We start from the raw sequence: 21,949 nt of genomic DNA, 5'->3' as shown, positions 1-21,949 counted from the left end.
CTCAACTATCCTTCGCTCGTGTCATATCAGGCTTCCGCATGGCAGCAAGCTGAGTCGGAAATACCCTCGTCTCCTTGCGCTTTCGATCACCAAAATCTGATTCGGTCACCACCGCTGCTGATTGCGAGTCAATAAAGCCTTTCGTAATCACCTCGGAAGTCACCGAGCTCCACCAAACTCTCCAATACGGCTGTGCTCCATGTGATGAGAGAATGCGTACGCTGAGGGCTGTCCCAGCCAGCAGCGCCATGCTTACCTCCATGAAAAAGATTGTTGCGAACGGTTTTCACCGCTCGGACAACTTTTGCTAGATCAGAACTACAGTTGTGAAATCCAACTGGCACCCACTCCAAAGCCAATCCATCCCCAACCACCTGCCGATCAGGTGGTGCAGCGAGAAGCTCTGCTGCCTCAGCAGTTAGCACATAGGTTCTAGCATGGCGCTCCACAAATTTATCCCAGCCTGGCTCAGCTTTTTGCCCAGTAATTTCGGATTTGAGGTACCCGTTCTCTTTGAGACAGAACTCAAATCGAGAGAACCAGTAGAAGAAGTCAAGCGCGAGCAATGATAGCTCGGTCGATATCTCACCTTTACGCATTGCAGCTCCTCATAGGGTCTGAGCACATGTGTGGAGTCTACCGAGCTTGTTCTTGCAGTAACCGACGTAACACTCATGGGAATGCCATGCGTTGCCTCCCCTCTTGGATCAAGCCAGCGTAGCCGCCCGACGGACAAAACACTGACCTCATCAGTGGAGCTCATCACCAAATGACGTAATGGCTTGCGAGAGTTCAAGCAAATCACCAAACCGCCCCGCCCTATTCCGATCCAAGCGTAGCCCACCCAAGTCATCACACCAGTCGTGGCATTGGATCCAGTGCGTTATGATCGCCTGCGATTAACCAAGGCTGCTCAGGGAGCGGCAGGCCGGAGAAACATGCACATTTCCAAATTAACCCTGGTCAACTATAGGAACTTCAAGAACTCGTCTCTCCGGTTTCACAAGGGAGTGAACACCATCATCGGAGAGAACGGCTCCGGCAAGTCGAACATCCTGCGAGCAATCCGCCTTCTGCTCGACGATACGATGGTGCGGTCTGCCTACCGCCTGGAAGAGTCTGACTTCAGCCGCTCACTCGGCCAATGGCAGGGTCACTGGATCATCATTAGTGTGGAGTTTGAAGATATCAGCACCGACGAATCCGTGCAGGCCCTGTTCCTCCACGGTGCAGCAGTGCTGGACGAGCCTGCCGTTCGTAAGGCGACCTACAACCTCATTTTCCGCCCAAAAAAAGAAATTCGATCGAAATTCGCTGCGCTCAATGTCTGGGATCAAGACGAGCTAGCGCAAGTCCGCAGCACGATTACGATCAATGACTACGAAACGATTTTCACGGGACGAAGCGAAGCTGACTTCAGCGACCCAAAAGTCTACAAAGAACTCGTTGGCGATTTCGAGCTGTGTGATTTTTCATCAGAAACGGAGTATCCAGAAATCGGGGCGAAGGTGCCCGGCTTTCTCTCCGTTACCAAGGAGGTATCGCTGACCTTCATCCAGGCTTTGCGAGACGTGGTTGCCGAGTTCCACAACAACCGTACGAACCCATTGCTTACCCTACTCAAGAGCAAGAGTGGACAAATCAACCCCGCCTCGATAGACCCCATTACCGAGATGGTCCGCGAACTCAACACTTCCATCGAGGATCTGGAGGACGTTCAGTCGGTTCGTAATCATATTCGTGAGACCATCAAGGATGCCGCGGGTGAAACCTACTCGCCAGCGTCTCTCTCGATCAAATCCGATCTGCCGGAAGAAGCCGATAAGCTTTTCCAGTCTCTTAGGCTTTTCGTGGGTGAATCAGAAGAGGGGTATGAAGGCGCGATTCATGAGTTGAGCCTGGGCGGAGCCAATCTCATTTACCTGACGCTAAAGCTGCTCGAGTTCAAGTACCAACGCGAAAAGATGGCCATGGCCAACTTCCTCCTGATCGAGGAACCAGAAGCGCACATCCATACCCACATCCAGAAAACTCTGTTTGACCGCATCGCGTACAGCGACGCGCAGATCATCTACACCACCCACTCCACTCACATCTCCGAAGTGAGCAATGTTAGCAACGTCAACATCCTGGGACGTCACGGTGCGCTCTGTGAGGCCTACCAGCCTGCCAAAGGCCTAGAAGCCGCCCAGATCAACAGCATCCAGCGCTACCTGGATGCGGTGCGTAGCAACTTGCTCTTCGCCAAAAGTGTGATACTCGTCGAAGGTGATGTGGAGGAAATTCTAATACCAATCCTCCTTAAGCAGGTGCTGGGAGTAAGCGTTGACGAGTTGGGCATCAGCGTCATCAACATTCGTAGTACAGGCTTCAAAAACGTAGCCGTCCTGTTCCACAACCTGCGCATTCGAAAGCGATGCGCCATTGTCACGGACCTGGACCAGGCGTTCTTCGACATCACCATTCAGGCAACTGATACAGAAGCCATGACGAAGAGAAAAGCCAAAGCCGCTGGGTCACAGAAAGCCGGTTTAGAACGGCAGGCCGATTTGACGGCATTCACTGCGGGAAATCCATGGCTCGAAACCTTCTACGCCAAACATACCTTCGAGGTCGACTTTGTCGCTGCCGGCAACCATGAGGCCGTCGTTCAAACCCTTCCAAAAGTCTACAAGGACGATGAAACCAGGGAGCTAGCGAAGCAGCAGCTCCAATCGGAGCATTTGAGCCAAATGGGCAGACGGACGTTGACGATGGCCAAACAGGAAGGCAAAGGATGGTTCGCTCTCTTGCTCGCTGAATACATTACTCCCGAAGTCCAGATCCCAGGCTACATCCTGCAAGCCATTCATTTCGCACATGGCACGTTCCCCCTCCCGCTTCTTGCCCGAGTCTTCCAATATCGCGCGGAATGTCGGTTCGGATCTAACCCAGTGGACCCTTCGATAAAAAAGGCATTTCTGTATGAAGTAGATCGCTATGTACGCGGACATATAGACTTGGAAACAATCAAAGCATTGATCGACCTCATGCTACCTGGGGATGCCGTCAACGCCTTCCTTGCGGAAATCCAATGATGTTCACCTGGGATCCCAACGACCTCAATCCTGAGCAGGCGGCAGCTGTGATCGAGCCGTCGAGCATCTTCCTGATTGCATGCCCTGGCAGCGGTAAAACACGCACCCTGACCTACAAGATTGCCTACGAGCTATCTCGCCGTACTGACAAGCGCATGGTTGTAGCAATTACCTACACCCATCGCGCCGCCGATGAGATTCAAGAACGTATCGAGGACCTGGGAGTCGACACCTCATGCCTATGGATCGGTACGATCCATGCGTTCTGCCTTGAATGGATCCTCAAACCATACGGCATTTATTCATCTGACCTGGCTCAGGGTTACCGCGTGATCGACACGCATGATCGCGAGCGTCTACTGGAGAGGCTATGCGCACCATATAAAGGTGTCACTCACTGGGATTGCGATTATTACGTCACCGAGACGGGCTATCAGCTTGGCTGTCCAGACAGTCGAAAGCACCCTGCGATTCAACAGGTTCTGAAAGCGTACTTCCAGGAGCTTTCGGCGAATCGACAGATCGACTTCGAATTGATCCTTTGGCATGCCTACTCTTTGATGCGGGCCAAAGCGCACATCGCGGTCCTGCTCTCACGTATGTTTTCCTACATCCTCGTGGATGAGTATCAGGACACCAAACAGATTCAGTACAGTCTCGTGACGTCCATTCTTCGTGCGGGCTGCGGACAAACTAAGACACTCATCGTCGGTGACCCCAATCAGGCCATCTATGGCACGCTGGGTGGCTACGCGATGTCGGTGGAGGATTTCCGCACTAGAGCAGGGATCCCAATCAAGGAGTTGGCGCTCAGTCTCAATTATCGGTCCAGTAAGCGAATTATCAGCTACTTTTCGAACTACAAGGTACATCCGACAAATATCAACGGTGTAGGGAAAGATGCCATGTTTCCCAGTCGGGTAACCTACAACCAGGCCGTGCCTTGTAGCAATGTGCATGACGAGATCGTCAGGTTGATTCAAGCAAGCCTTGCCGAGGGCCAATCACCTGAAAACATCTGCGTTCTTGCACCACAGTGGGTCTTACTGGCCTCAACGACGCGCAAATTGGTTGCGATGCTGCCCAACCAGCAATTTGACGGCCCTGGTCTTGTCCCCTTCAGCACTAACATCGATAACTTTTGGTTCAAGCTCTCCAAGATCTTGCTGACGGAGTCTTCCCCGAGATTGCTCGTCAGACGAATGCGCTGGGCACGCGACGTGATCACAGACCTCGATAGCTTCGGCGTCGACACAACGCGACTCTCCCCCCGCGCTTTATTGCGGGAAAGCAACGCACTCATACTCGATGAAACGGATGGGCTCCGCTATCTGGACCACGCATTCACCGACCTGCTTTCGAGATTAGGTATTACCCAAGACGTCTTTCCACAGCTTTCGACTCAACGAGAGGCATTTTTCAGTAGCTCGACCGCAAGAATAGAGAGATTGCAGAGGGATGGAGCGAGCTATATCAATCACGTCTCATTCTTCAAGAAAGTGTTTCGTGAACGAACCGGAATTACGGTTTCCACCATCCATGGCGTCAAGGGCGCCGAGTTCGACGTTGTCATCGCCTTTGGCCTGTTGGAAGGTATGGTGCCGCACTTCAACGATCCTAATGGACAGGTTGCTGCGAAGAAACTCCTCTATGTATTGAGCTCCCGCGCACGTAAACACCTGCATCTGCTCTCGGAAAAGGGACGAAGCAGAGGACGTTTTGGAGAGTATGATCCTACCGTATCACTCGCATCTTGCCGCTTCGACTACGATCCGCATTAAGATTTTCTGCCACCATTGCAAAATGGGGTTGCCAGCAGTGAGGTGCCCCGCGGGCCCAAAGATTTAACACGTGGCTGGACGATCACTCTCGTCGACCGACGACGGGGTGCTCTTCCACCCGTGCTGTTAGAACAAGAAGGTCAGCTTCTTCTACTACCCGACACTGTAAGTCAGTAACGATCCTGTCTCGAAACCTGAGCTTGATGCCGTAACCTTTCTTTTTTTGTTAGACGATATTGCATCAGACCTAAGCCACCATCCATTGCTTAAGAGCTCCCAAAGGTCGGATCGACCAGACAGGCTGAAAACTTCGCCATGAACATTAATCGATGAACAAGTGCATTCTTTTTTGTGCATTTAGACCAACGGATATGGGTTACGAGCAGCTTATGAACATCTGACATCGCCCACTTGTTAAATTATATATCCGTACGCATAAGTTGGCATGCTGTCACCTTTACCTGAAAACCGGGATTTGCCACGGATTGCCAGCCCGATTTGCCAATCGATTCTTCAGACTTGAAAGCCAGAGTCCCAATCATGCTCTGAATCCTTCTTCAACGATTGGATCTCAATGGTTAAGCCGACTGTACCTTTCCCGTTGTTCCCGCCTTTGGCGTTGCTCAAGAAGCATGCGCAGATTGAGTTGCCGATTAACCGGGAAGTCCGGGAGCGTCTGGAGTCGTTCGCTGTACGCCTAAACTCGGTGAGAACTTGGCGAACGGGCATCCCTTCAAATAGTCAGGTGCATCGCCCTCTATTTTGTGGGCGACCAGGTCATTGATACTCCTTGGGGGATCGCCCAAAATTGACTTCATAAAGTAAGCATCAATTAAGCGCTAGGCTCGATGGCCAATCGGTTCAAACTGCCTCTTCCATAGTGGAACCCGTTGTATCAGTTGTCGGCGCGGCATCCAGGTCGAAGCTCGCCTGCTCTTGAGTCGCCAGTACCTTCAGGAGAAGCGCGTCTGTTTTGAGGTTGTCATACCGGTCTTCCAGCGTTTGCCGCAGACGCATAAGCCGCAAGTTTGCTGTGCTAACCAAGGTGCCGTATGTGGTGGCGCGGACCTGTCCGTAGGTGTGTTTTTCTTCCCCAACGGTCTTGGTGGTGGCCACCCCTGCTGCCACCGACTGCCCCACTACCCAGGCGGTAATGAATGGCGAACCGCTGACATAGCCCGAGTTTGCGATGTCCTGAACGTATTCGTCAGCCTGGTTAACCTCTTTGCGATTGAGTTTGAACCCACCCTTTTTAAGCTCAATCAGAAGGATGTTTTGCATCTGAGCCAGCGAGGTGTCCTGCGGGTCGAACTTTTCGATGCCCACCAACTGAACGGTGGATCGGTCTGGCAGTACCACGACATCAGGACGTTTACGCTCGTTGATGAATGAAGCGTCTGCATTCCTCCAGAGCTGTTTCGCGACGCTTTTGAGCGTCATGTTCGAGCAGTACTCCATTGACTCGAATTCAGGCCCGAACAACCAGCGGGAGCGCAGGATCAGCGGGTGCAGTGTGTGGAGTTCATCGGTCGCCGGATCCTCCGCTAGCCTGCTGATGGCTTCGATGACACTGAGCCGGTCATCAATTTCGTCCAACACCTTCAGAGCATCCTTGACCGACCAGTCTGCCAGGAGCGAATCCAGCCCCTCGATGTCGGACGCGGGCAGGTTGGCCAGCTTGGTGAGCAAGGACGCCCCACTCTTGGATTTCTCCAGGTTGATCACCGCCTTCACTGCTGTGGCAAGAAAGTCTGGTGAGATCAGCGGGTGCGCCTGAGCGACGGCTTTGGTGAACTCAGTCACTTCCAGCTGAGCGCCCTGCCCCAAGGTTTTAAGCTCAGAACGGTTCTGTACCAATGCATCCTCGGAGGCTGCTTCCACAACCTCGTTAGCCAGCTCATTCGCAACCTGGTTGATGCAGTCCGCTGCTGCCTTGAACAATTCTTCAACGGCCGGCGTTGACTGAAACCCTGTCCAATCTTGGAATACCTGCCCCTCAAATCCTTGAGTGTCCACAATGACTTTGTAGCGTTTTGCGAAACGTGTACGACCATCGAAGTTTGCGACCTGGCCAATCACCCATGAGGGGTCGCCTACGAGCCGATTCTCAACCCAGAACGCAACGCCTTGATGAATGGACGAATGATTCTGCTGTGTGGAGTCGATGACGATGACTTTTGCACTACGGCCTTCGCTCAATTCAAGGAGGTGGGTTCGAGCGTGCTGCTCAAGCTTCGCCAACGTCAGCGGCACCCCATTCACGCGGATCTGAAATGCCGGATCATGGACGAATCGGGCGGCAAGCACTGTCACGATCTCTTTAATATCGGGTCGCTTCCGGGTGACGGAAACGGAGAGCCGGGTGCCAGATCCTTCCCGCTCGCCAAACTCTTCCGAGCGCACAACAAACGGACTGGGCCCAGACTCTGTCCCCACTACGAATGTGCAGAGCTTGCCGTCACGCCAGGTTTCGACCTGGTACTGATCACCGAAACAGAGCAGCCCATGTCGACCCACCCCGTTGCGCCCGTAAGCCTTCCTGAGTTTGGCATTTCTCCCTTTGGGAAATTCGACCTTGGAGCTCTGGTGTTTCAGGCGGTCATACCGTAGGGTCATCCAACGCTTGCTGAACTGCTGGGCGGTCATCCCGTGACCATCATCAACTACGATGAGTGTGCCGCCCGGCTCGGTTGGGAGAAACAGATCGACCTTGCTGGCCCCTGCATCCCAGGCATTCGCCACCAGCTCGGTCAACGCCACCTGGGGGACATGAGCAACCGGGCCGAGCTCACGAAGAAGGTAGTCTTCCTCAAACAACGACTGGTGACGGGTTTGCTCAGACATCGCTTTCCTCCATGAAGGGGTATTTCCATAATAATTACCCGGGTCAGACAAACGCCCGTAATCCTACAGCAACGGCCGGTCTCGCTGCATCCAGAGCTGGTTTTCACGAGATCAAACCAAGACTTAGTGCGCTCCTTCCTTGGTTGACACAGCCGCCACGGCACATGATGACCAAATCCTAGAGAGCCTTGGCTGACTATTGACGTCGTTGCGACGAGTTTTGATGATCCGATAGCGTGGGCAACAGCGCGGTACATCTTGTTACTTCAAGGCAATGGCTTGATTGGTAGGTACTCCAACTCCATACCAGCCATAGACTCCTGCGACAGTGCCAGTTTCCTCGACAGCATGTCTTGTACCGTAGGTATTGCCACGTGTTTTAGCCATTCGCGCGCTACATCCTGCCTTTCGTAATCCTTAGGTTTGTCCCGATCGGATGCGACGATTTTGGCAATGGTGTTTTCTGACGGTATGAGAATGCCCTGTGCTTTTGTCGTCAACGTATTCATCCAGCCTTGAGGGTCGAAATCAGGGAAAGAGATGACATTTTTTACGCCTGATAACGCTCTCGTCACCGCCGCCGGCGTAATTTGCGGACTTCCACGAAAGAGCATCGGCACGTGCATGACCTCGCTGGGCCAATGGTACTCACTGACCGCGAACATAACGGCCTGGTTCTCTACCAAAATCACCGTATCAAGGCCATGAAGCTCCTGCGCGGGTACACTCAGGGTTCCGCCGACCGGATGGGTGTACTCGCCGGATGCCAGCTGGATCTGTCCAGATAACGAAGCGACCATGACGATGAGATGCCCGGGCTGCAATCGAGCTAGCTTCTCATTGCGAGTCTTTTGGGCCATCGTCAGGCGATCACCCTCAAGCTCTTCCATGCTGACGAGCAGAGCGTCAATTCCTGTTTCCTGCTTAAGCATCATACGTACGGTGTGCAGCTCGGCATTCGTCAGCGTCAGGTAGCCGGCGCCTTGCCTCTTGCCAATGCTGTAGGTTGTGTTCAGCAACGACCAGGTTGCATTGATTTTCACCTTTAGTGAGTCTTGCCTGATCGCAACCACCACGGTTTTGATTGCCCTGATGTTGTCAAAGATACTCATCGTCGCTCTGCTCTTTCCAATATCAAGTCAAGAACGCATCGGTTCGCAGATATGCGCACGTACGGTGCGTAAACCGGATCAAGCCGGTAATTAAGCGGTTTGTGTCGAACCTTGCTAACCGCCCGCTGCAGCCGTACGTATCCGTCCAAAGCGTAAAGCCAGATGCTTACGGAAACGTCACTGTCCCCATGTGCTTTCCAATAGGCCACTGCAGATTGGGGTTGCTTGGACTCGTTCAGGGCGTGAAGCATGTGCATGAGATGGTCACGAGCGAAGGGTTTATCTAAGACCTTGGCAGCCTGATCGGCTGGAAGGACGGTTTTCGACTCACGTGGTTTCGCTGGTTGTTCTATCTTTCGCGCCTTAGGGGGTGGAAGTGACGCGATCAGCAATTCAAGCTCCTCCAGGCTCTCTCCTGCCTCGACGTCACAGTACACACTACCTGCCAAAGGTATTTTCGCTGCCGGAATCCAGCCAGCCGGATCTTTGCCATCAAATAGAGGCTCCAGATCGATGGGGTTGCCTGCCTGAAGGAACAGGTCAACGGCATGGGCCACTTGACGCATCTGGTTGCGCTTGCGCACTGCCAAACTCAATCGATCAAGACGTCCGATCATCTCGTCCAGGGCGAGACGATTCCGTGAAACAGCACCGAGAAGGTTGTCCAGGAGGACGCGCCGCAGAGAACGATCGCTGCCGGCCATGCCTGAAAGACCTAAATGTGTGAACAGCCCTAGTTTTTCGTGAAGACGCTTGAGTCTGCCGATCGCATTATTGATATCGCGTAGGCGATCTCGCAGCCGTGGTGAGAATCCATAACCACCCTCGATAAATGCGCGTGTCTGGGCTTGTTCGTTCCTCAAGTGGTTCGTCACCTGGCGACAGCTGTGCGTTAATCGCTTCAGGTGTCGATCAGCTTCGCTGGATAGTTGGGCTGCCTTGGCGTCATGGTATGCCTCGCAATGCTGCTCAATGGCGATCAAAGACTCCTGCAGGTCAGGAGCCGCGCGTTCAAATCCTTGGAGCGATATCTGTGCGCCGACATCCAGCAACAAACCACTGAGGTAGTAAAGCTCATCATCTTCTTCGATGAGCCCTTTGGACATCAGGTAAGAAATCCCCTTTGTCCGTCGATCAGGCAGCGCAATCCCGTCCTCGTCTGCCATCGACAATGCTTCGAGAAAAGGCGCGTTCCGTGTGAGTGCATCACCCAGCTCAATCCAGTCTGGTTCCTTCACAAATTGAGCCCTCCCTGGTACTCACCATCAACCTGATCGTTTGCACCGACGTCGAGGCTGAGCGAATTGTATTCGGCTATCCACGCCAGGAGCGTGTGAACGTATCCCATCTTGCCCGTGGCGATGTAGTTCGCTGACTCGCTGTTGCGCTTGACGATATAGCCGGCATCAGCCAACGCACGGAGGACAAGTTTCAGACGGTCGTTGTTGTCTTTACCACTTTTCGATTTGTTGAAGAAATCGTATCCGCTCAAATCCCAGAGCTGGGTACGATAGATGGGATGATTTTCGATTGAGTCGAGCATCTCCGCGAATGAAATGATGTCGCCCGGGGCGAGGCATGTCTCACTGCGCCCTGCACGGTTAATCAGCCGAATGAACTCAAGGCATGGACGAATCTGATCTCGCAGCTCGATAAGCTGAGCCGTGGCCGCTTCTCGATCTACCGGTTCTGAAAGATCAATGAACCGCGCGAAGAACGTATCAGGCGCTTCGGGCTCGCCAAGTGTCGCCAGTTTACGACCAAGCGGCGCAAGAGCGCTTTCGACGCTGTCGGTAAAGTCAGCCTCTCGTAGCTGGCGATGAAGCTCAGGATAGGCGTATTGGCAAATGAAATCGCCGGACAGAAGCTTGTTCAGTACATCTCTCAATGGGCTCATAATGCATCCTCGCGATCGTCGCTTCCTAGTGCATCGTTGAGGTCATCAAGCTCGTCCTTTTCCTCGATGCCGTATTCCTTCACCACAATCGAATCGGTGTCCGACCGGCGCTCCAGGCTATAGCGGTTATTGAACTGCCGCAGCAGCTCCGGTGCGCCTCCGGGAAAGCACGCCAGCATGGAAAGTCCGCGCTCATTGAAGTAGTTGACCAGCGCAACGTAGTTTTCAGGCGAAAGCTCCAAAGCCTCGTCGATGGGGATCGACATCTGGAAGTCCGCCTCATTGCGCAGCAGTTCAAAGAGCGACACGTAGATCATGGCGACAATGATTTTTGTCAGCCCTGTGCTACTGAGGTTGATCAGCTCGGCGTTGTTTGTCGCGACCTTCACCCTGCCTTGGTCGTTGCAGGTGACGGAGACATCGAAACAGTCTGCAAGCTGAGATGTGAACGCGCCTGCTTCAATCTGGCGTTCGATGGTGCGTAGCGCGTCCATGAATCCATCGGTTGGGAGATAATCGCTCCCCATCCCACTCCAGCGCTTGTACTGCTGTTCGTAATTCGTCATGTCATCCCAAAACGACATTTCGTGGATTCGTGACGAAACCTTGAACTCAAATTGGCGGATCTGGGCGAAAGAACTGAGCACCTCGCTCGCCTTTGCAGTCGCGTCTTTACCTAATTTCAAAATGCTTCGGTGCAGTTGCTGAAGCTTCGAGCGGTTATCGCAGAGCTCGTCCGATAGGTTCTTGGCCTGAATAATCAGTTTTGTTTTTTGATCGGGGTGGGATATTTCAATGTATTCCTGAAGGCTCGGAGCTGCCTCCAACCATGCAAGTTCAAGCTCGTGCGAGGCATTGGAGGCGTGATTGATGATCTGTTCGATGGCCGCGCCCTGCGGTGTATGCACAAGCCGATCTCGTACGAAACGATGGTGAACCTGGCGATAGAGTTCAACACCCTCACGGTGGCACGCTCCCCTGCGGCGTTTCAGCTTGCCCACCTCATCCTCGATGTCTTCCGCCTTCAATGTAGAGCCCAGATGGGCTTCAGAAGCTGCATTGATCTGGTCAAGTTCTCGCAGCACACGTGATACCGCGCCAAGCTCCAGGTCATCTGCATATCCTTGAGTGACCAGCGCCTTTCGGCGTTCAGCGATAGCTTTTTGCGCAGCCCGTAGCTCAAGTTGCAACTGTTCGATAGCACGAGTTACTCGTTCAAGCTCGGCGGTCGCGCGAGCTAGAGCCGCCTTGCGTTCAGGTACCGCTGGTACTGATTCCTTTACCCATAGTCGATAACCATCAATCTGAGACTCATGATCTCTAAGGCGTTTGACCACCTTTTCCAGCTCAGCAATTTCTGAGCTGAGCCGTTTGCCCGCTGTGTCATCGATACCAGCTGATTTGAGCCGGGCTTCCATATCAGCTTGGGCCCGCTCCAGTTCCGCAATGAGGGTGGCGTCGACACGATTTTGTGCAGTCTGCAATTCAAGATCGGCCCGAGACTGATCCTGAACCAACTGCTGTTGCGATTTCTCTCCCTCAGCCTGCAGGTCACCGAGTTCCTGCTGGTGCCGTTTCTTAAGGTTGTGTACTTGGCTGATGCTCAGATCAAGCCGATGTGCTACTTCCACAATAAGGGCCGCTTGTATCTCGATTTCCCGCACGACTTCTTCACGGGCGTGATCAATTAAGCCCGCGTGATCCCCTTTTAGCGTTTCCAGGCTCAGACATGCATTGCTCAGTTCCTTTTGAGCTGCCGAAGCCCGAATACCCGTCTGGCGCAAACGATCCTCTACTGCTCGCTGTTGCCGCTCTACTGCATCTATTTCAGTGCTGATCTCCAGGATCTGGGTGGTCAGTAAAGCCACCTCAGATTCAAGAGCGTGAGTGCTTGCGACAGTGGCTTGGGGCAGCACATCAAGATTGATTTCAACTCCATAGAGGCTTTCCTGAACTGCCTCTAGCAGCGCGGGATTTAAGTCCGTGCGCATCAGTGTCTCGGCAGGGACAAGTCGAGCGATATTCTCTGTCCAGCCAGGGTGATGGCGCCGGAGGAAACCAAGCAACGTTTCGGCACCAGCATTGATCTGTTGCTTGAGGTCTTCTCTGGCTTCGCCAAGAGCGTCCCGCCTGGCCTGCAAGCCGCTGTACTCCGCAGCTCGTGTCTGCCGCTCTTGCGATAGGCTGTCTGCTTCGGCGGACACCGCATTGAGGGCATTTTGAAACTCAGCAATAACAAGCATCTGCTCATTGATGCCGCGTTGAGACTCATCCAGCGCGATCTGTGCTTCGGGAAGCGCGCTGACGGACTTGAGTTGCTCAGCGCGGGCAAGCTCGCGGGCTTGAGCACCAGTTGCCTGAAGCTGTTCTTGCTGGTGCGCGGCGAGCTCTTCTTCATGAGCCGCCCGTCGTTCATCCAGCAGCTTTGCTTGGGTAACGGACAGTTCCTGTTGGCGTTGCTGGATCACCCGCAAAGAGGCCTGGTACTTGGAGAACGCACCATTCCTGCCATCGGCAGCGGCCTGCCTCGCCGCCGCTTCGAGCTCTTGAAACACGCTTCGGATGTCAGCACCTTGACGACTCAGTTTGACCTGGTGCTCCTGCTTGAGGTGCAACTGGTCTCGTATCTCCCCAAGCTGGTCGAATTCCTCCGATAGCTCCTGGGTACGATTTTTTAGATAACCGTCACGCTTCTCTTCAAACCTTTGCAGCCAAGTCTCTTCCGCTGCCACCAGGACGTTAGCTTCGCCCTTTTGTCCGTTGAGCCCACTCATCAGATCCCGGCTACGGCTTTGTAGTTGGTCATCTTCTGAATGCAACAGGGTCAGTGCTTCAGTTCGGGCGTTTTGTCGTTCTTTGAGCTTTTCCTCAACCATGAGAGCCCGACGTTTGTGTACGCCCATTTGTCGTATGACTGCACGAAAATCATGAGCGTGACGATTCATGTCGAAGATCGCAGGTTTCAGCGACTCCATCAGAAGGTAGCCTGCTCGATTGTCAACCACACTTCTGAAAGGTTGCGCGTTCAGCATCATGAGTGTGCGGCTGGGATCTGCGTTGTCCTGCTGAAGGATCTCCGCCATTGTTGCCTTCATGGTGTCGAATGTCCCGCCGCTTTCAATAAGCGCCAGAGTCACGAAGTCAATTCCATTGAAGTCTTTTCGCTTCGGCGCCAGAGAAAACCCCGGTCGCAAACTGACGATCAGTTTGCGCTTGCCGGCGTCCGCAACTTTCTCCAGGTGAGCTGTGCCGCTATTGAACTGGATTATTTGTCGGTAGTGATAGGGTTGCAGTTCAGGGGAGCATGAAATTCCTTGGTGGGCCAAGTGACCGTGCAGCTCCCCTGGTAGTACCAGCAATCCTGTCTCGTAGTCACGATAAAGGAGTTCAGCGCTCCAAGCGCTTGAGACCAGGCGGTACGCATACCCTTCTCCGCTGCGGTGCATGATCGCGCAACGTGCATCGCCAGCATGGTTGATGTAGTCAAATACAATGAAGCTCGACGAACGCGGCAGGTACCAGTTTGCGAAGCTCTCGCGGTTGGTTGTCGCCTTCACTAATCGGCCAGGCGATGCGCCATAAAACACAGGGATGAGTTTGATGAAGGACGACTTCCCGATGCCATTTTCGCCGGTGACACTGGTGTTTCCTTTCATGGCCAGCTCTGCTTTGGCCCCCGCACAAAGCGAATCGACCAGCACTATTTTGATTAGTTGCGACATCAGATGCCTCTCTGGTTCAGCCTTGTATGAGTGCAGCCGATCTCGATCTCGGCGGCCCGTTATAGCGGGCATCAAACTTTCGGATGACGCTTGCTCTTCCTATTCACGATATGTAGATATATCTGACACATCTACGGTGTTTACGCATACAGGTAAACTTTTCGAGCACATGGTCACGGCATGGAACGGGCTAAATCGATTGAAGCAGTACGCTGGGATTTGGCGTTGAGGTACAAGTTGATAGAGACAGTTGCCTGGTGGGAAGGCCGTTTGACGACTGGCCATTTGATGCAAAGTTTTGGCATCAGTCGTCAGCAAGCATCGAAGGATATCAATACCTACATGGATGAGCATGCACCAAAAAACCTTATATATGACAAGCACTTAAAAGGTTACGTCCCTGGCAAAAATTTCAAACCTCTCTGTATGAAGGAGAGCGCTAGCGCCTACCTTCAACTGCTGAATCAGAATCACGAGCGCGCTCCCCATATAGAAGGTTTGACGCTGGCGTACGCACACATCGACGTGCTTGATGTGCAGGATCGATCCATCCGCCCGGAAGTGCTTAGACCTTTGTTGAAGGCCTGCCGAGAGGGGCAGCGACTTGAGTGCGAGTACGCGTCTTTCCGGACGCCGGATGGGGAAACCCGGCTGATTGCTCCGCATACTCTGATTCATACAGGAATGCGTTGGCAAGTTCGTGCGTACTGCGAGAAGAATGGAGAGTATCGCGACTTCGTGCTCAGCCGGTTTCGTGGAATCCCTGAGCTGATGAATGATGTGACTGAGCACACTCGCTCGCTAGACCCTGGGTGGACGACGCCGGCAACGGTGGTTCTGGAGGCGGATTCAAGGCTCAAGCCTGGGCAGCGCGCTATTCTCGAAGCGGATTACGGGATGGAGGACGGGCAGTTGGTGATCGAGACCCGTGGCGCATTGGTTCAGTACGTGTTGAACCGCTACCAGATCGATACCGCGAAGATGCACATGAAACCGAGCGCGCAGCAGCTGACCGTAGCGAGCTTGGAAGAGCTGAGCCAATGGCTCTACTAGAGCCAGTCCAGCGCTTTGGGAGTGGGCGATGTGTAAACAAATGACACATATCGCCTCGCCCCGCGTTGATCAAATATCATGAGAGGCCTCAATTCGCACGGGCCTTCTGAAGTCATTCGCTGAATCCAGTGGAGTCGATCCGTCCTCCGCCGCTGCTGCCTCCAGTCACGCAGGCACCGGTGTATTGGACATTTGTCGATGCTCGCCGTAAGGGTTCATCAACGGGAAAATGTGCAGAGCTATGCTAAGACCTTTATAAACTGAGGTTTCACACTTCAGGTGTTCACTTACGACGTCGTCCATCTGTACAAGGTTCCGAAAATCTAAAACTCAACGACGCGGGCCGACGCAATTCCGTCCTCCCCTCATTTTTCAAGGATGAATCTATGCGTATCCATCATCTGGATGTCGCGAAGTTGCCGTTACGCCTGCAACCAAAACTGCTCCATCAGCGCTACCGAGCCATTCGACTCCCTGAATACGATTGCTTGCGTCACGTAAAAGGTTTATCCCTGAATGACGCAAGCATCGTCCGCACCTTCATAACCTTCACTTGGCCCGCTATGAACAACGCAGATCACTGGCTGAATTACCTCGTGTCCGAAGACGTTGTCCTTGCCCGCTCAAGGGTCAAGGGTTCATGGGGTGTCCGTCTGGAACAGACTGAAGGTGCGTATTTCCATTTCGTTGGCGAAGGCACTGCTTACGTCCAGGTCGACGGCGAACCGGAGATCGCGCTGGAGCCCGGTGATCTTGTGGTGTTTCCTCAAGGTGCGCCGCACCATCTTCGCGGAGTCTCCGGCGGGAAAACGCTGCCCTTGCATGAGTTCGTCGGGGACAGTCAGGCGCGAAACAGCAAGGATCCGGACGCAACGGGTTTGTTGTGCGGATCCTTTGGGATTGCCCGTTACATGACGATGCCAGCGGTCAAATCGCTGCCGGCAATCATGCATCTGCAGGCTCATTCCCAAGGCACAGATGCCCCCTTTGTCGACACGCTCAGGCAGCTTTGCGACGAGGTCGAGAACATCAGAATGGGCAGCGACGTGGTGGTCAGGCATTTGCTGTCCACGCTGTTCGTTTACGTTCTGCGCCACTGGTCAGAGACGCATCCGGTGTTGGCGACGAACTGGCTTTCGGCGTTGCAGAATCGGCACATCGCAACCGCGCTGGCGTGTATTCACAGGGATCCGGCGGGAAACTGGACAATTGATGGCCTGGCTCGTGAGGCCGGATTGTCCCGCTCACTCTTTGCCAGGCAGTTCCATGAGACGGTGGGTGAAACGCCGCATTTGTATCTGACACGCTGGCGCATCGGTATCGCCGTGCAGTTGCTGAACCAGACCGATATCACCATCGCTGAGCTGGCCGAAAAAATTGGCTACCGCTCCGAGTATTCGTTCATTCGCGCCTTCAGACAGATGCGTGGAATCACCCCCACGCAACACCGGGCTGCCCGGCTCACTCTGAAGAATGAGCCGGTGGCACCCTGCGCGCATGCGGTCCCGTTTCATGCATCTACACGGTGAATACCGGAAGTGGCAGCACCTCTCGGAACGCTTGCCGCAGAGGTGGTGTGTGCCCTGCCCTATATCGACTCCGCGATTCTCAGGTCAGAACTCCTGCGCGGTAGGCCGCAGAACGATCTCGTTGATGTCGACCTCGGCGGGTTGCTCGATGGCGTAGGCAATCGCACGGGCGACGGATTCGGCCGGGATTTCAAAGTTTTTCCAGAACTCTTGCACGCTGGCAGCGGTGTCCGGATCGGTGCTGTTGTGTTTCAGCTCCGAGCGTGTGGTGCCGGGCAGAATCACCGTGGTACGGATGTTGGGGCCCACTTCGGCGCGCAGACCTTCCGAGATTGCGCTGACGGCGAACTTGGTCGCGCTGTACACCGTGCCGATAGGCGCGAAAACTTTGCGGGCAGCGACCGACGAAATATTGATGAAATGGCCGGAGTCACGCTTCTGGAAATGCGGTAGCGCCGCAGCGATGCCATACAGCACACCTTTGATGTTGACGTCGATCATCTGATCCCATTCGTCAACCAGCAGCTTGCTCATGGGCGATAAAGGCATGATGCCGGCGTTGTTGACCCAGACGTCGATCTGGCCGAAGTGCTTCAGCGCTTCCTCGGCCAGCACTTCAAGGTCGCCGCGACGGGAAACGTCGGTTGCCACGGCAATGGCCTGAATGTTCTGCGCGTGCAGATCGGCAATGATCGCGTTCAGTTTGTCGGTGCGGCGCGCCGCCAGAACCAGTCTGGCGCCCATGCTGCCCAGGTGGCGAGCGGTCGCTTCACCCAGGCCGCTGCTTGCGCCCGTGATGACGACAACTTTGTCTTGGATACCGATGTTGGACATGAGAAGTACTCTATAAGGATAGGGACAATGGCGGTCGTGGAAGAAGGCGTCCGCGGCAACGGACGCCCTTTTCGATTCACCGGTTCAGGTGGAAATGCGGCTTACAGCTTCGCCAGGAACTGGTCGACGGTCAGGTCGGCGTGACCGATCAACGGGAACGAGTAAGTCAGTGCCGCAGCGTGTTCACCACGGTTGAACTCGGCGGTGGCGTCGTTGATGAAGGTGACGTGGTAGCCCTCTTCAAAAGCATGACGACCGGTGCTCTCGACACACTTGTGCGAAGTCAGGCCACACAGTGCGACTTTCTGAATGCCACGGGCCTGCAGTTTTTCCTGCATGTCGGTGCCACGGAACGAGTTCCACAGGCGGTGCTGGCTGATCACGATATCGCCTTCCTGTGGACGCAGCGGCTCGTAGAACTCAGCGCCCCAGGTGCCTTTCCAGAAGTACTGCTTGTCACGGGTGTTCTTGTGCAGGTACGAGTGCAGGAATGGCACGTCGTCGAAGCTGTGCTCATCGACACCGTGGGGTGCGTAGATGATTTGCAGGCCGGCCTTGCGTGCGCCTTCAACCAGACGCATCAGGTTTGGCAGGAAGCTCACGCGCTCCATTTCATCCTTGATGCCGTCGTGCAGCTTGCCGCCTGGCGACAGAAAGTCGTTCAGGGGGTCAATGATTACCAGAGCGGAAATGTCGCGTGGATATTCAGTGGTCATCTCGATTTACCTTGTGATTAACATCATCATTTCATAAGCCGATACAGGCTCGGTTTTCCGCAGCCATCACGGCCTTGGATCGTTCACTTTTGCTGCATATACAACATAGAAAGCCAAGAAAACGTTGCGCGTACGTGCTGCATATACAACATAAGAGGCAAGGCAAAACCTACTGCCCGTAGAACATCTCGTTGCCTACGCCCATGACGGTCGCAACACCGCCCTCGCCCAACAAATTCCGGGCCCGTTCCTGGGCCGTCTGCCAGGCGGGATACACGTCATGCAGCAGCTGTTTTCCGGTTTTTGTCAGCACTATGGGCCGACGGCGCCCGCCTTCGTCGCTGGCCGATTCCTCGATCCAGCCGCCGTCGAGCAACAACTTGATATTGCGGGTCAGCGTCGAGCGCTCCTGGTGAGTGAAGCGCCCTATCTCTGCCCGGCTGGCGGACTTCAGGTTGAAAACCGCCACCAACAGGGCGAACTGGGCGGAGCCGATGTCGTAGGGCCGAAGCACTTCGTCGTAGACGCTGGACAGCACCCTGGCGATGACCCGCGTTCGCGAAATCATGCAGTCGTTGACCATCTCGCTGAGAACTTTGTCTGACATCACGAACACCCCGGCCATTACGCGGCCGACACCTGTTGACGGAAACTGCGGGTCCTGTCTGGCTGGATCTGCGCAGTGCAGATCCAGCTGACCGAATCATGGTTGCATATGCAACATAGGTCGTCAAAACTTATTTCAGGCATCTGCCGACCGTTCAGCCGATAAGGATGGAAGGCAACTTCAGCCCTTCAAACGCGCGGTGGGCACGACAGTTTCGACCTTGCCGGTGGTCACGTCATACACCAGCCCTGTCACCATCGCCTCTGCAGGCATGTTCGGATTGGCTTTCAATGCGGCCACGTCGATTTTCACCGATTGGTAAGGATCGAGGATGGCCAGCGCTGCCAGCTTGTCCTCCTCCACGCCCATGTACTTCGCAAGAAGATGGGGCGCGTGATGGAAGCAACCGGTGATACCGCATTGCGTGTGGTGCAGCACGACCAGATTCCAGCCTTCGCCGATGGCATTGCCGCCGACCTTCGACACCGTGCCGAGAATCGCCATGGTCTGGAACAGCTCTGGGGTCACCCGCCCACCCACGTTGCGGATGATGGCGGCCTCACCCGCATTGAGCTTGAGAATATCCATCGGGTCCACGCGCGGGTCCACGCAACCAATGATCATCGTCTTCTGCGAAGGGATGATTTTCAGCTCGGCGGAGAAACCCTTCTCCGCATACTCTGCATTGCGTTCGGCCAGAGCCTTGATGAAGTCCATGTGTTTGCCTCCGTCATTCGACAGGTGGATGGGTTAGCGCGGTTGAGGCAGTTTGGTCAGCATCATCGCCTGGAGCTGCTGCGGGTTCGCCGTGAACTTCTCGTGGATGCCACGGGACTGGGCGCCCGCCACCATTTCGTCGTTGGTCCCCGCTTCGACCGCATCAAGGGCATCGGTGACCACTTCCAGCGGACTCAGGCGAGGCTCGGGCAGCTTGGCGCCCATCGCGGTTTCGGTTTGAACGGCGAGCACACCGACAACCTGGGTGCCCTGCCCTGCCAGTTCGGCACGGATACTGCGGTTCAGCGACAGACCAGCGGCCTTGGACGCGGCGTAGGTAGCGGCCATGGGCAGGCTGATCAGCGAGAGCATCGACAGCATGTTCAGCACGGCGCCGCCGGATTTCGCCAGCACCGGAGTGAAGGCACGGGTCATCGCCAACGGACCGAAGTAGTTCACTTCCATCTCAAGGCGAGCGTCGTCCATGCTGGGAGCCGAGATCGCACCGTCAAACGCGGCATAGCCGGCGTTGTTGATCAGCAGCGTGACATCGCTCGCCACACTGGCTGCGGCCGCAACCTGATCGGCGTCGGTGACATCCAGTGGCAGTGGGACCAGACGCTTGTCGCCACCTTTCAGCAGCTCACCCAGCGACGCGGTATCGCGTGCGGCGACATAGATTTTTGCCACGCCGCGCTTGAGCAGTTCTTCCACGAAGGTGCGGCCGATACCGCGGTTCGCGCCAGTGACCAGCGCAACAGCATTTTCGATTTTCATGACAGGCTCCTAAATATTCGACGGGTATTGATCAGTCAGGGAAACCGGCCCGCCCAGGACGGGCCGGTGAAGTCGATGTCACTTGCCGTTGAGCTTGTCGGCATGCAGGCGGGCGAACTCGCCCACGGTCATCGAACGACGCCCGGTGAGCTTCTCGATGTTGTTGTCGGCGCCGGCCATGCGACCGTTGTGGTAGTCGCGCATGGCACCGTCCAGGTGCTGAACGATGTACGGCGGCACGCCCATTTCGGCGATCGAATCGACGTATTCCTCGACCGGCAGGTCCTGGAAGACGATCTTGCGGCCCAGCGCTTCGGACAGTTCGGCAGCCATCTGTTCGTGGTCCATTTCGACCGGGCCGGACAGGTTGATGGTGGTGCCGATGTGACCTTCAGGGTTCTTCAGCAGCGCGGCAATGGCGCGTCCCTGGTCGTCTGCCGCGATCGGCGAATGACGGCCCTTGCCCACCGGCATGCGCAGCACGCCTTGTTGCAGGAACGGCAGTTGCCATGGGTACAGCAGCCATTCCAGGAAGTAGGTCGGGCGCAGGTGGATGACCGGCACACCGGACCAGTTGAGAATTTCTTCAGCGATGTAGGTGTCGCGGCAGGACTGGCTGCTGGACTCGCGGTTGGCCGAACGCTGGGACAGGTTGAGGACGGTTTTGACACCGGTCTCTCTGGCTGCCTGGGCGAAGTTCACGGTCGCATTGATCAGGCCAGGCTGTACCGGCCACACGAGGTAGGCAGCGTCGACACCTTGCATCGCATCACGAACGGTGTTGATTTCCAGCAGATCACCGACGACCACTTCGGCACCCAATGCTTTCAGCGCATCGGAGCGTTCATCCAGCTTATGCACCATGGCGCGGACATCGAGGCCCAGCGCGATGGATTCACGAACGGCGGCACGACCTGTGTCGCCAGTTGCACCAGTGATCAGAACTTTCTTGGACATGGGATTTGATCCTAAAAATATGGGTTTGGCCGTATTGGCATTACGCGTCAGTTCGGGCTGGGTGCCTTGGCGCCTCGTCTCCGATGGGGCAAATATCGTCGCTTCCCCGGGCGTCCGGTAGCCGTCGATTCGATCTAACATTTATCTTGATTCAGCATTAATCGACCTCCTTCGATAGAATGGCGGTCAACCTGGCCAAGGCAGGAATGGCGAGTGGTTGGCGCCCTTGTACTGAGCATTTTCAGAGAAGCGCACGCTTCCCATCGGGCGCGTGGCTGGACAAAAAGTGCGTGGCTAAGTGCTCTGGATTTGAGCGATACCGAAGG

Annotated in this window: 16 protein-coding genes; 4 read left to right on the top strand and 12 right to left on the bottom strand. The window is 55.0% G+C overall.

Annotated features, from left to right (window positions below; translation table 11 throughout):
* Positions 1-128: 128 nt before the first annotated feature.
* Positions 129-599 carry a hypothetical protein gene (locus ACIPL0_RS07310; RefSeq protein ID WP_400731497.1) on the bottom strand — a complete coding sequence of 157 codons (471 nt, stop codon included), beginning with the start codon at positions 597-599 and terminating at the stop codon, positions 129-131.
* Positions 600-938: 339 nt separating this feature from the next.
* Between ACIPL0_RS07310 and ACIPL0_RS07305 the strand changes: the two genes are divergently transcribed.
* The gene (locus ACIPL0_RS07305; RefSeq protein ID WP_400731496.1) at positions 939-3,077 is read left to right on the top strand and encodes an AAA family ATPase; all 2,139 of its coding nucleotides are present in this window, start codon (positions 939-941) and stop codon (positions 3,075-3,077) included.
* Positions 3,074-4,858, top strand: coding sequence for a UvrD-helicase domain-containing protein (locus ACIPL0_RS07300; protein ID WP_400731495.1), 1,785 nt, complete (start codon positions 3,074-3,076; stop codon positions 4,856-4,858). The genes ACIPL0_RS07305 and ACIPL0_RS07300 overlap by 4 nt, the downstream gene beginning before the upstream one ends.
* An 861-nt stretch (positions 4,859-5,719) precedes the next feature.
* On the opposite strand, the gene ACIPL0_RS07295 is transcribed toward ACIPL0_RS07300, so the two are convergent.
* From ACIPL0_RS07295 to ACIPL0_RS07275, 5 genes are all read right to left on the bottom strand, one after another.
* Positions 5,720-7,702, bottom strand: a complete 1,983-nt coding sequence (locus tag ACIPL0_RS07295; RefSeq protein ID WP_400731494.1) for an ATP-binding protein — start codon at positions 7,700-7,702, stop codon at positions 5,720-5,722.
* 266 nt (positions 7,703-7,968) lie between these two features.
* Positions 7,969-8,814, bottom strand: a complete 846-nt coding sequence (locus ACIPL0_RS07290) for a hypothetical protein (RefSeq protein ID WP_400731493.1) — start codon at positions 8,812-8,814, stop codon at positions 7,969-7,971.
* Positions 8,811-10,052: a hypothetical protein gene (locus ACIPL0_RS07285; protein WP_400731492.1), complete on the bottom strand. Its 1,242-nt coding sequence runs from the start codon at positions 10,050-10,052 to the stop codon at positions 8,811-8,813. Before ACIPL0_RS07285 ends, ACIPL0_RS07290 begins: the two co-directional genes overlap by 4 nt.
* Complete coding sequence (locus ACIPL0_RS07280; RefSeq protein WP_400731491.1) at positions 10,049-10,711, bottom strand: hypothetical protein; 663 nt, start codon at positions 10,709-10,711, stop codon at positions 10,049-10,051. Before ACIPL0_RS07280 ends, ACIPL0_RS07285 begins: the two co-directional genes overlap by 4 nt.
* Positions 10,708-14,433 (bottom strand): ATP-binding protein, encoded by a 3,726-nt coding sequence (locus tag ACIPL0_RS07275; protein ID WP_400731490.1) that lies wholly within the window; start codon positions 14,431-14,433, stop codon positions 10,708-10,710. The genes ACIPL0_RS07280 and ACIPL0_RS07275 overlap by 4 nt, the downstream gene beginning before the upstream one ends.
* A 180-nt stretch (positions 14,434-14,613) precedes the next feature.
* On the opposite strand from ACIPL0_RS07275, the gene ACIPL0_RS07270 reads away from it, so the two are divergent.
* Both ACIPL0_RS07270 and ACIPL0_RS07265 read left to right on the top strand, forming a co-directional pair.
* The gene (locus ACIPL0_RS07270; protein WP_400731489.1) at positions 14,614-15,486 is read left to right on the top strand and encodes a WYL domain-containing protein; all 873 of its coding nucleotides are present in this window, start codon (positions 14,614-14,616) and stop codon (positions 15,484-15,486) included.
* Between the two features lie 386 nt (positions 15,487-15,872).
* On the top strand, positions 15,873-17,015 hold the full coding sequence (locus ACIPL0_RS07265; RefSeq protein WP_400731488.1) for an AraC family transcriptional regulator: 1,143 nt from the start codon (positions 15,873-15,875) through the stop codon (positions 17,013-17,015).
* Between the two features lie 84 nt (positions 17,016-17,099).
* Here ACIPL0_RS07265 and ACIPL0_RS07260 read toward each other — a convergent pair whose 3' ends face one another.
* The 6 genes from ACIPL0_RS07260 to ACIPL0_RS07235 all read right to left on the bottom strand — a co-directional run bounded on the left by ACIPL0_RS07260 (position 17,100) and on the right by ACIPL0_RS07235 (position 21,623).
* A complete protein-coding gene (locus ACIPL0_RS07260; RefSeq protein WP_400731487.1) occupies positions 17,100-17,849 on the bottom strand; it encodes an SDR family oxidoreductase in 750 nt (249 codons plus the stop codon).
* Positions 17,850-17,950: 101 nt separating this feature from the next.
* Positions 17,951-18,565: an isochorismatase family cysteine hydrolase gene (locus tag ACIPL0_RS07255; protein ID WP_400731486.1), complete on the bottom strand. Its 615-nt coding sequence runs from the start codon at positions 18,563-18,565 to the stop codon at positions 17,951-17,953.
* A gap of 169 nt (positions 18,566-18,734) precedes the next feature.
* Positions 18,735-19,190: a MarR family winged helix-turn-helix transcriptional regulator gene (locus ACIPL0_RS07250; protein WP_400731485.1), complete on the bottom strand. Its 456-nt coding sequence runs from the start codon at positions 19,188-19,190 to the stop codon at positions 18,735-18,737.
* A gap of 162 nt (positions 19,191-19,352) precedes the next feature.
* The gene (locus tag ACIPL0_RS07245) at positions 19,353-19,889 is read right to left on the bottom strand and encodes a carbonic anhydrase (protein ID WP_400731484.1); all 537 of its coding nucleotides are present in this window, start codon (positions 19,887-19,889) and stop codon (positions 19,353-19,355) included.
* Between the two features lie 33 nt (positions 19,890-19,922).
* Positions 19,923-20,666: an SDR family NAD(P)-dependent oxidoreductase gene (locus tag ACIPL0_RS07240; protein WP_400731483.1), complete on the bottom strand. Its 744-nt coding sequence runs from the start codon at positions 20,664-20,666 to the stop codon at positions 19,923-19,925.
* Between the two features lie 78 nt (positions 20,667-20,744).
* The gene (locus tag ACIPL0_RS07235) at positions 20,745-21,623 is read right to left on the bottom strand and encodes an NmrA family NAD(P)-binding protein (protein ID WP_400731482.1); all 879 of its coding nucleotides are present in this window, start codon (positions 21,621-21,623) and stop codon (positions 20,745-20,747) included.
* Positions 21,624-21,949: the final 326 nt, after the last annotated feature.

It is taken from the genome of Pseudomonas sp. NPDC090208, from assembly GCF_044746785.1.
GTDB lineage: Bacteria > Pseudomonadota > Gammaproteobacteria > Pseudomonadales > Pseudomonadaceae > Aquipseudomonas.
The sequence above is the reverse complement of the archived record's forward strand: the minus strand, read 5'-3'. Positions and strand labels throughout refer to the sequence as shown.

What these genes read in the sequence shown, in the direction of transcription:
- ACIPL0_RS07310 (WP_400731497.1), bottom strand. Translation starts at nt 599, where the DNA reads ATGCGTAAAGGTGAGATATCGACCGAGCTATCATTGCTCGCGCTTGAC.
- ACIPL0_RS07305 (WP_400731496.1), top strand. Translation starts at nt 939, where the DNA reads ATGCACATTTCCAAATTAACCCTGGTCAACTATAGGAACTTCAAGAAC.
- ACIPL0_RS07300 (WP_400731495.1), top strand. Translation starts at nt 3,074, where the DNA reads ATGATGTTCACCTGGGATCCCAACGACCTCAATCCTGAGCAGGCGGCA.
- ACIPL0_RS07295 (WP_400731494.1), bottom strand. Translation starts at nt 7,702, where the DNA reads ATGTCTGAGCAAACCCGTCACCAGTCGTTGTTTGAGGAAGACTACCTT.
- ACIPL0_RS07290 (WP_400731493.1), bottom strand. Translation starts at nt 8,814, where the DNA reads ATGAGTATCTTTGACAACATCAGGGCAATCAAAACCGTGGTGGTTGCG.
- ACIPL0_RS07280 (WP_400731491.1), bottom strand. Translation starts at nt 10,711, where the DNA reads ATGAGCCCATTGAGAGATGTACTGAACAAGCTTCTGTCCGGCGATTTC.
- ACIPL0_RS07275 (WP_400731490.1), bottom strand. Translation starts at nt 14,433, where the DNA reads ATGTCGCAACTAATCAAAATAGTGCTGGTCGATTCGCTTTGTGCGGGG.
- ACIPL0_RS07270 (WP_400731489.1), top strand. Translation starts at nt 14,614, where the DNA reads ATGGAACGGGCTAAATCGATTGAAGCAGTACGCTGGGATTTGGCGTTG.
- ACIPL0_RS07265 (WP_400731488.1), top strand. Translation starts at nt 15,873, where the DNA reads ATGCGTATCCATCATCTGGATGTCGCGAAGTTGCCGTTACGCCTGCAA.
- ACIPL0_RS07260 (WP_400731487.1), bottom strand. Translation starts at nt 17,849, where the DNA reads ATGTCCAACATCGGTATCCAAGACAAAGTTGTCGTCATCACGGGCGCA.
- ACIPL0_RS07255 (WP_400731486.1), bottom strand. Translation starts at nt 18,565, where the DNA reads ATGACCACTGAATATCCACGCGACATTTCCGCTCTGGTAATCATTGAC.
- ACIPL0_RS07250 (WP_400731485.1), bottom strand. Translation starts at nt 19,190, where the DNA reads ATGGCCGGGGTGTTCGTGATGTCAGACAAAGTTCTCAGCGAGATGGTC.
- ACIPL0_RS07245 (WP_400731484.1), bottom strand. Translation starts at nt 19,889, where the DNA reads ATGGACTTCATCAAGGCTCTGGCCGAACGCAATGCAGAGTATGCGGAG.
- ACIPL0_RS07240 (WP_400731483.1), bottom strand. Translation starts at nt 20,666, where the DNA reads ATGAAAATCGAAAATGCTGTTGCGCTGGTCACTGGCGCGAACCGCGGT.
- ACIPL0_RS07235 (WP_400731482.1), bottom strand. Translation starts at nt 21,623, where the DNA reads ATGTCCAAGAAAGTTCTGATCACTGGTGCAACTGGCGACACAGGTCGT.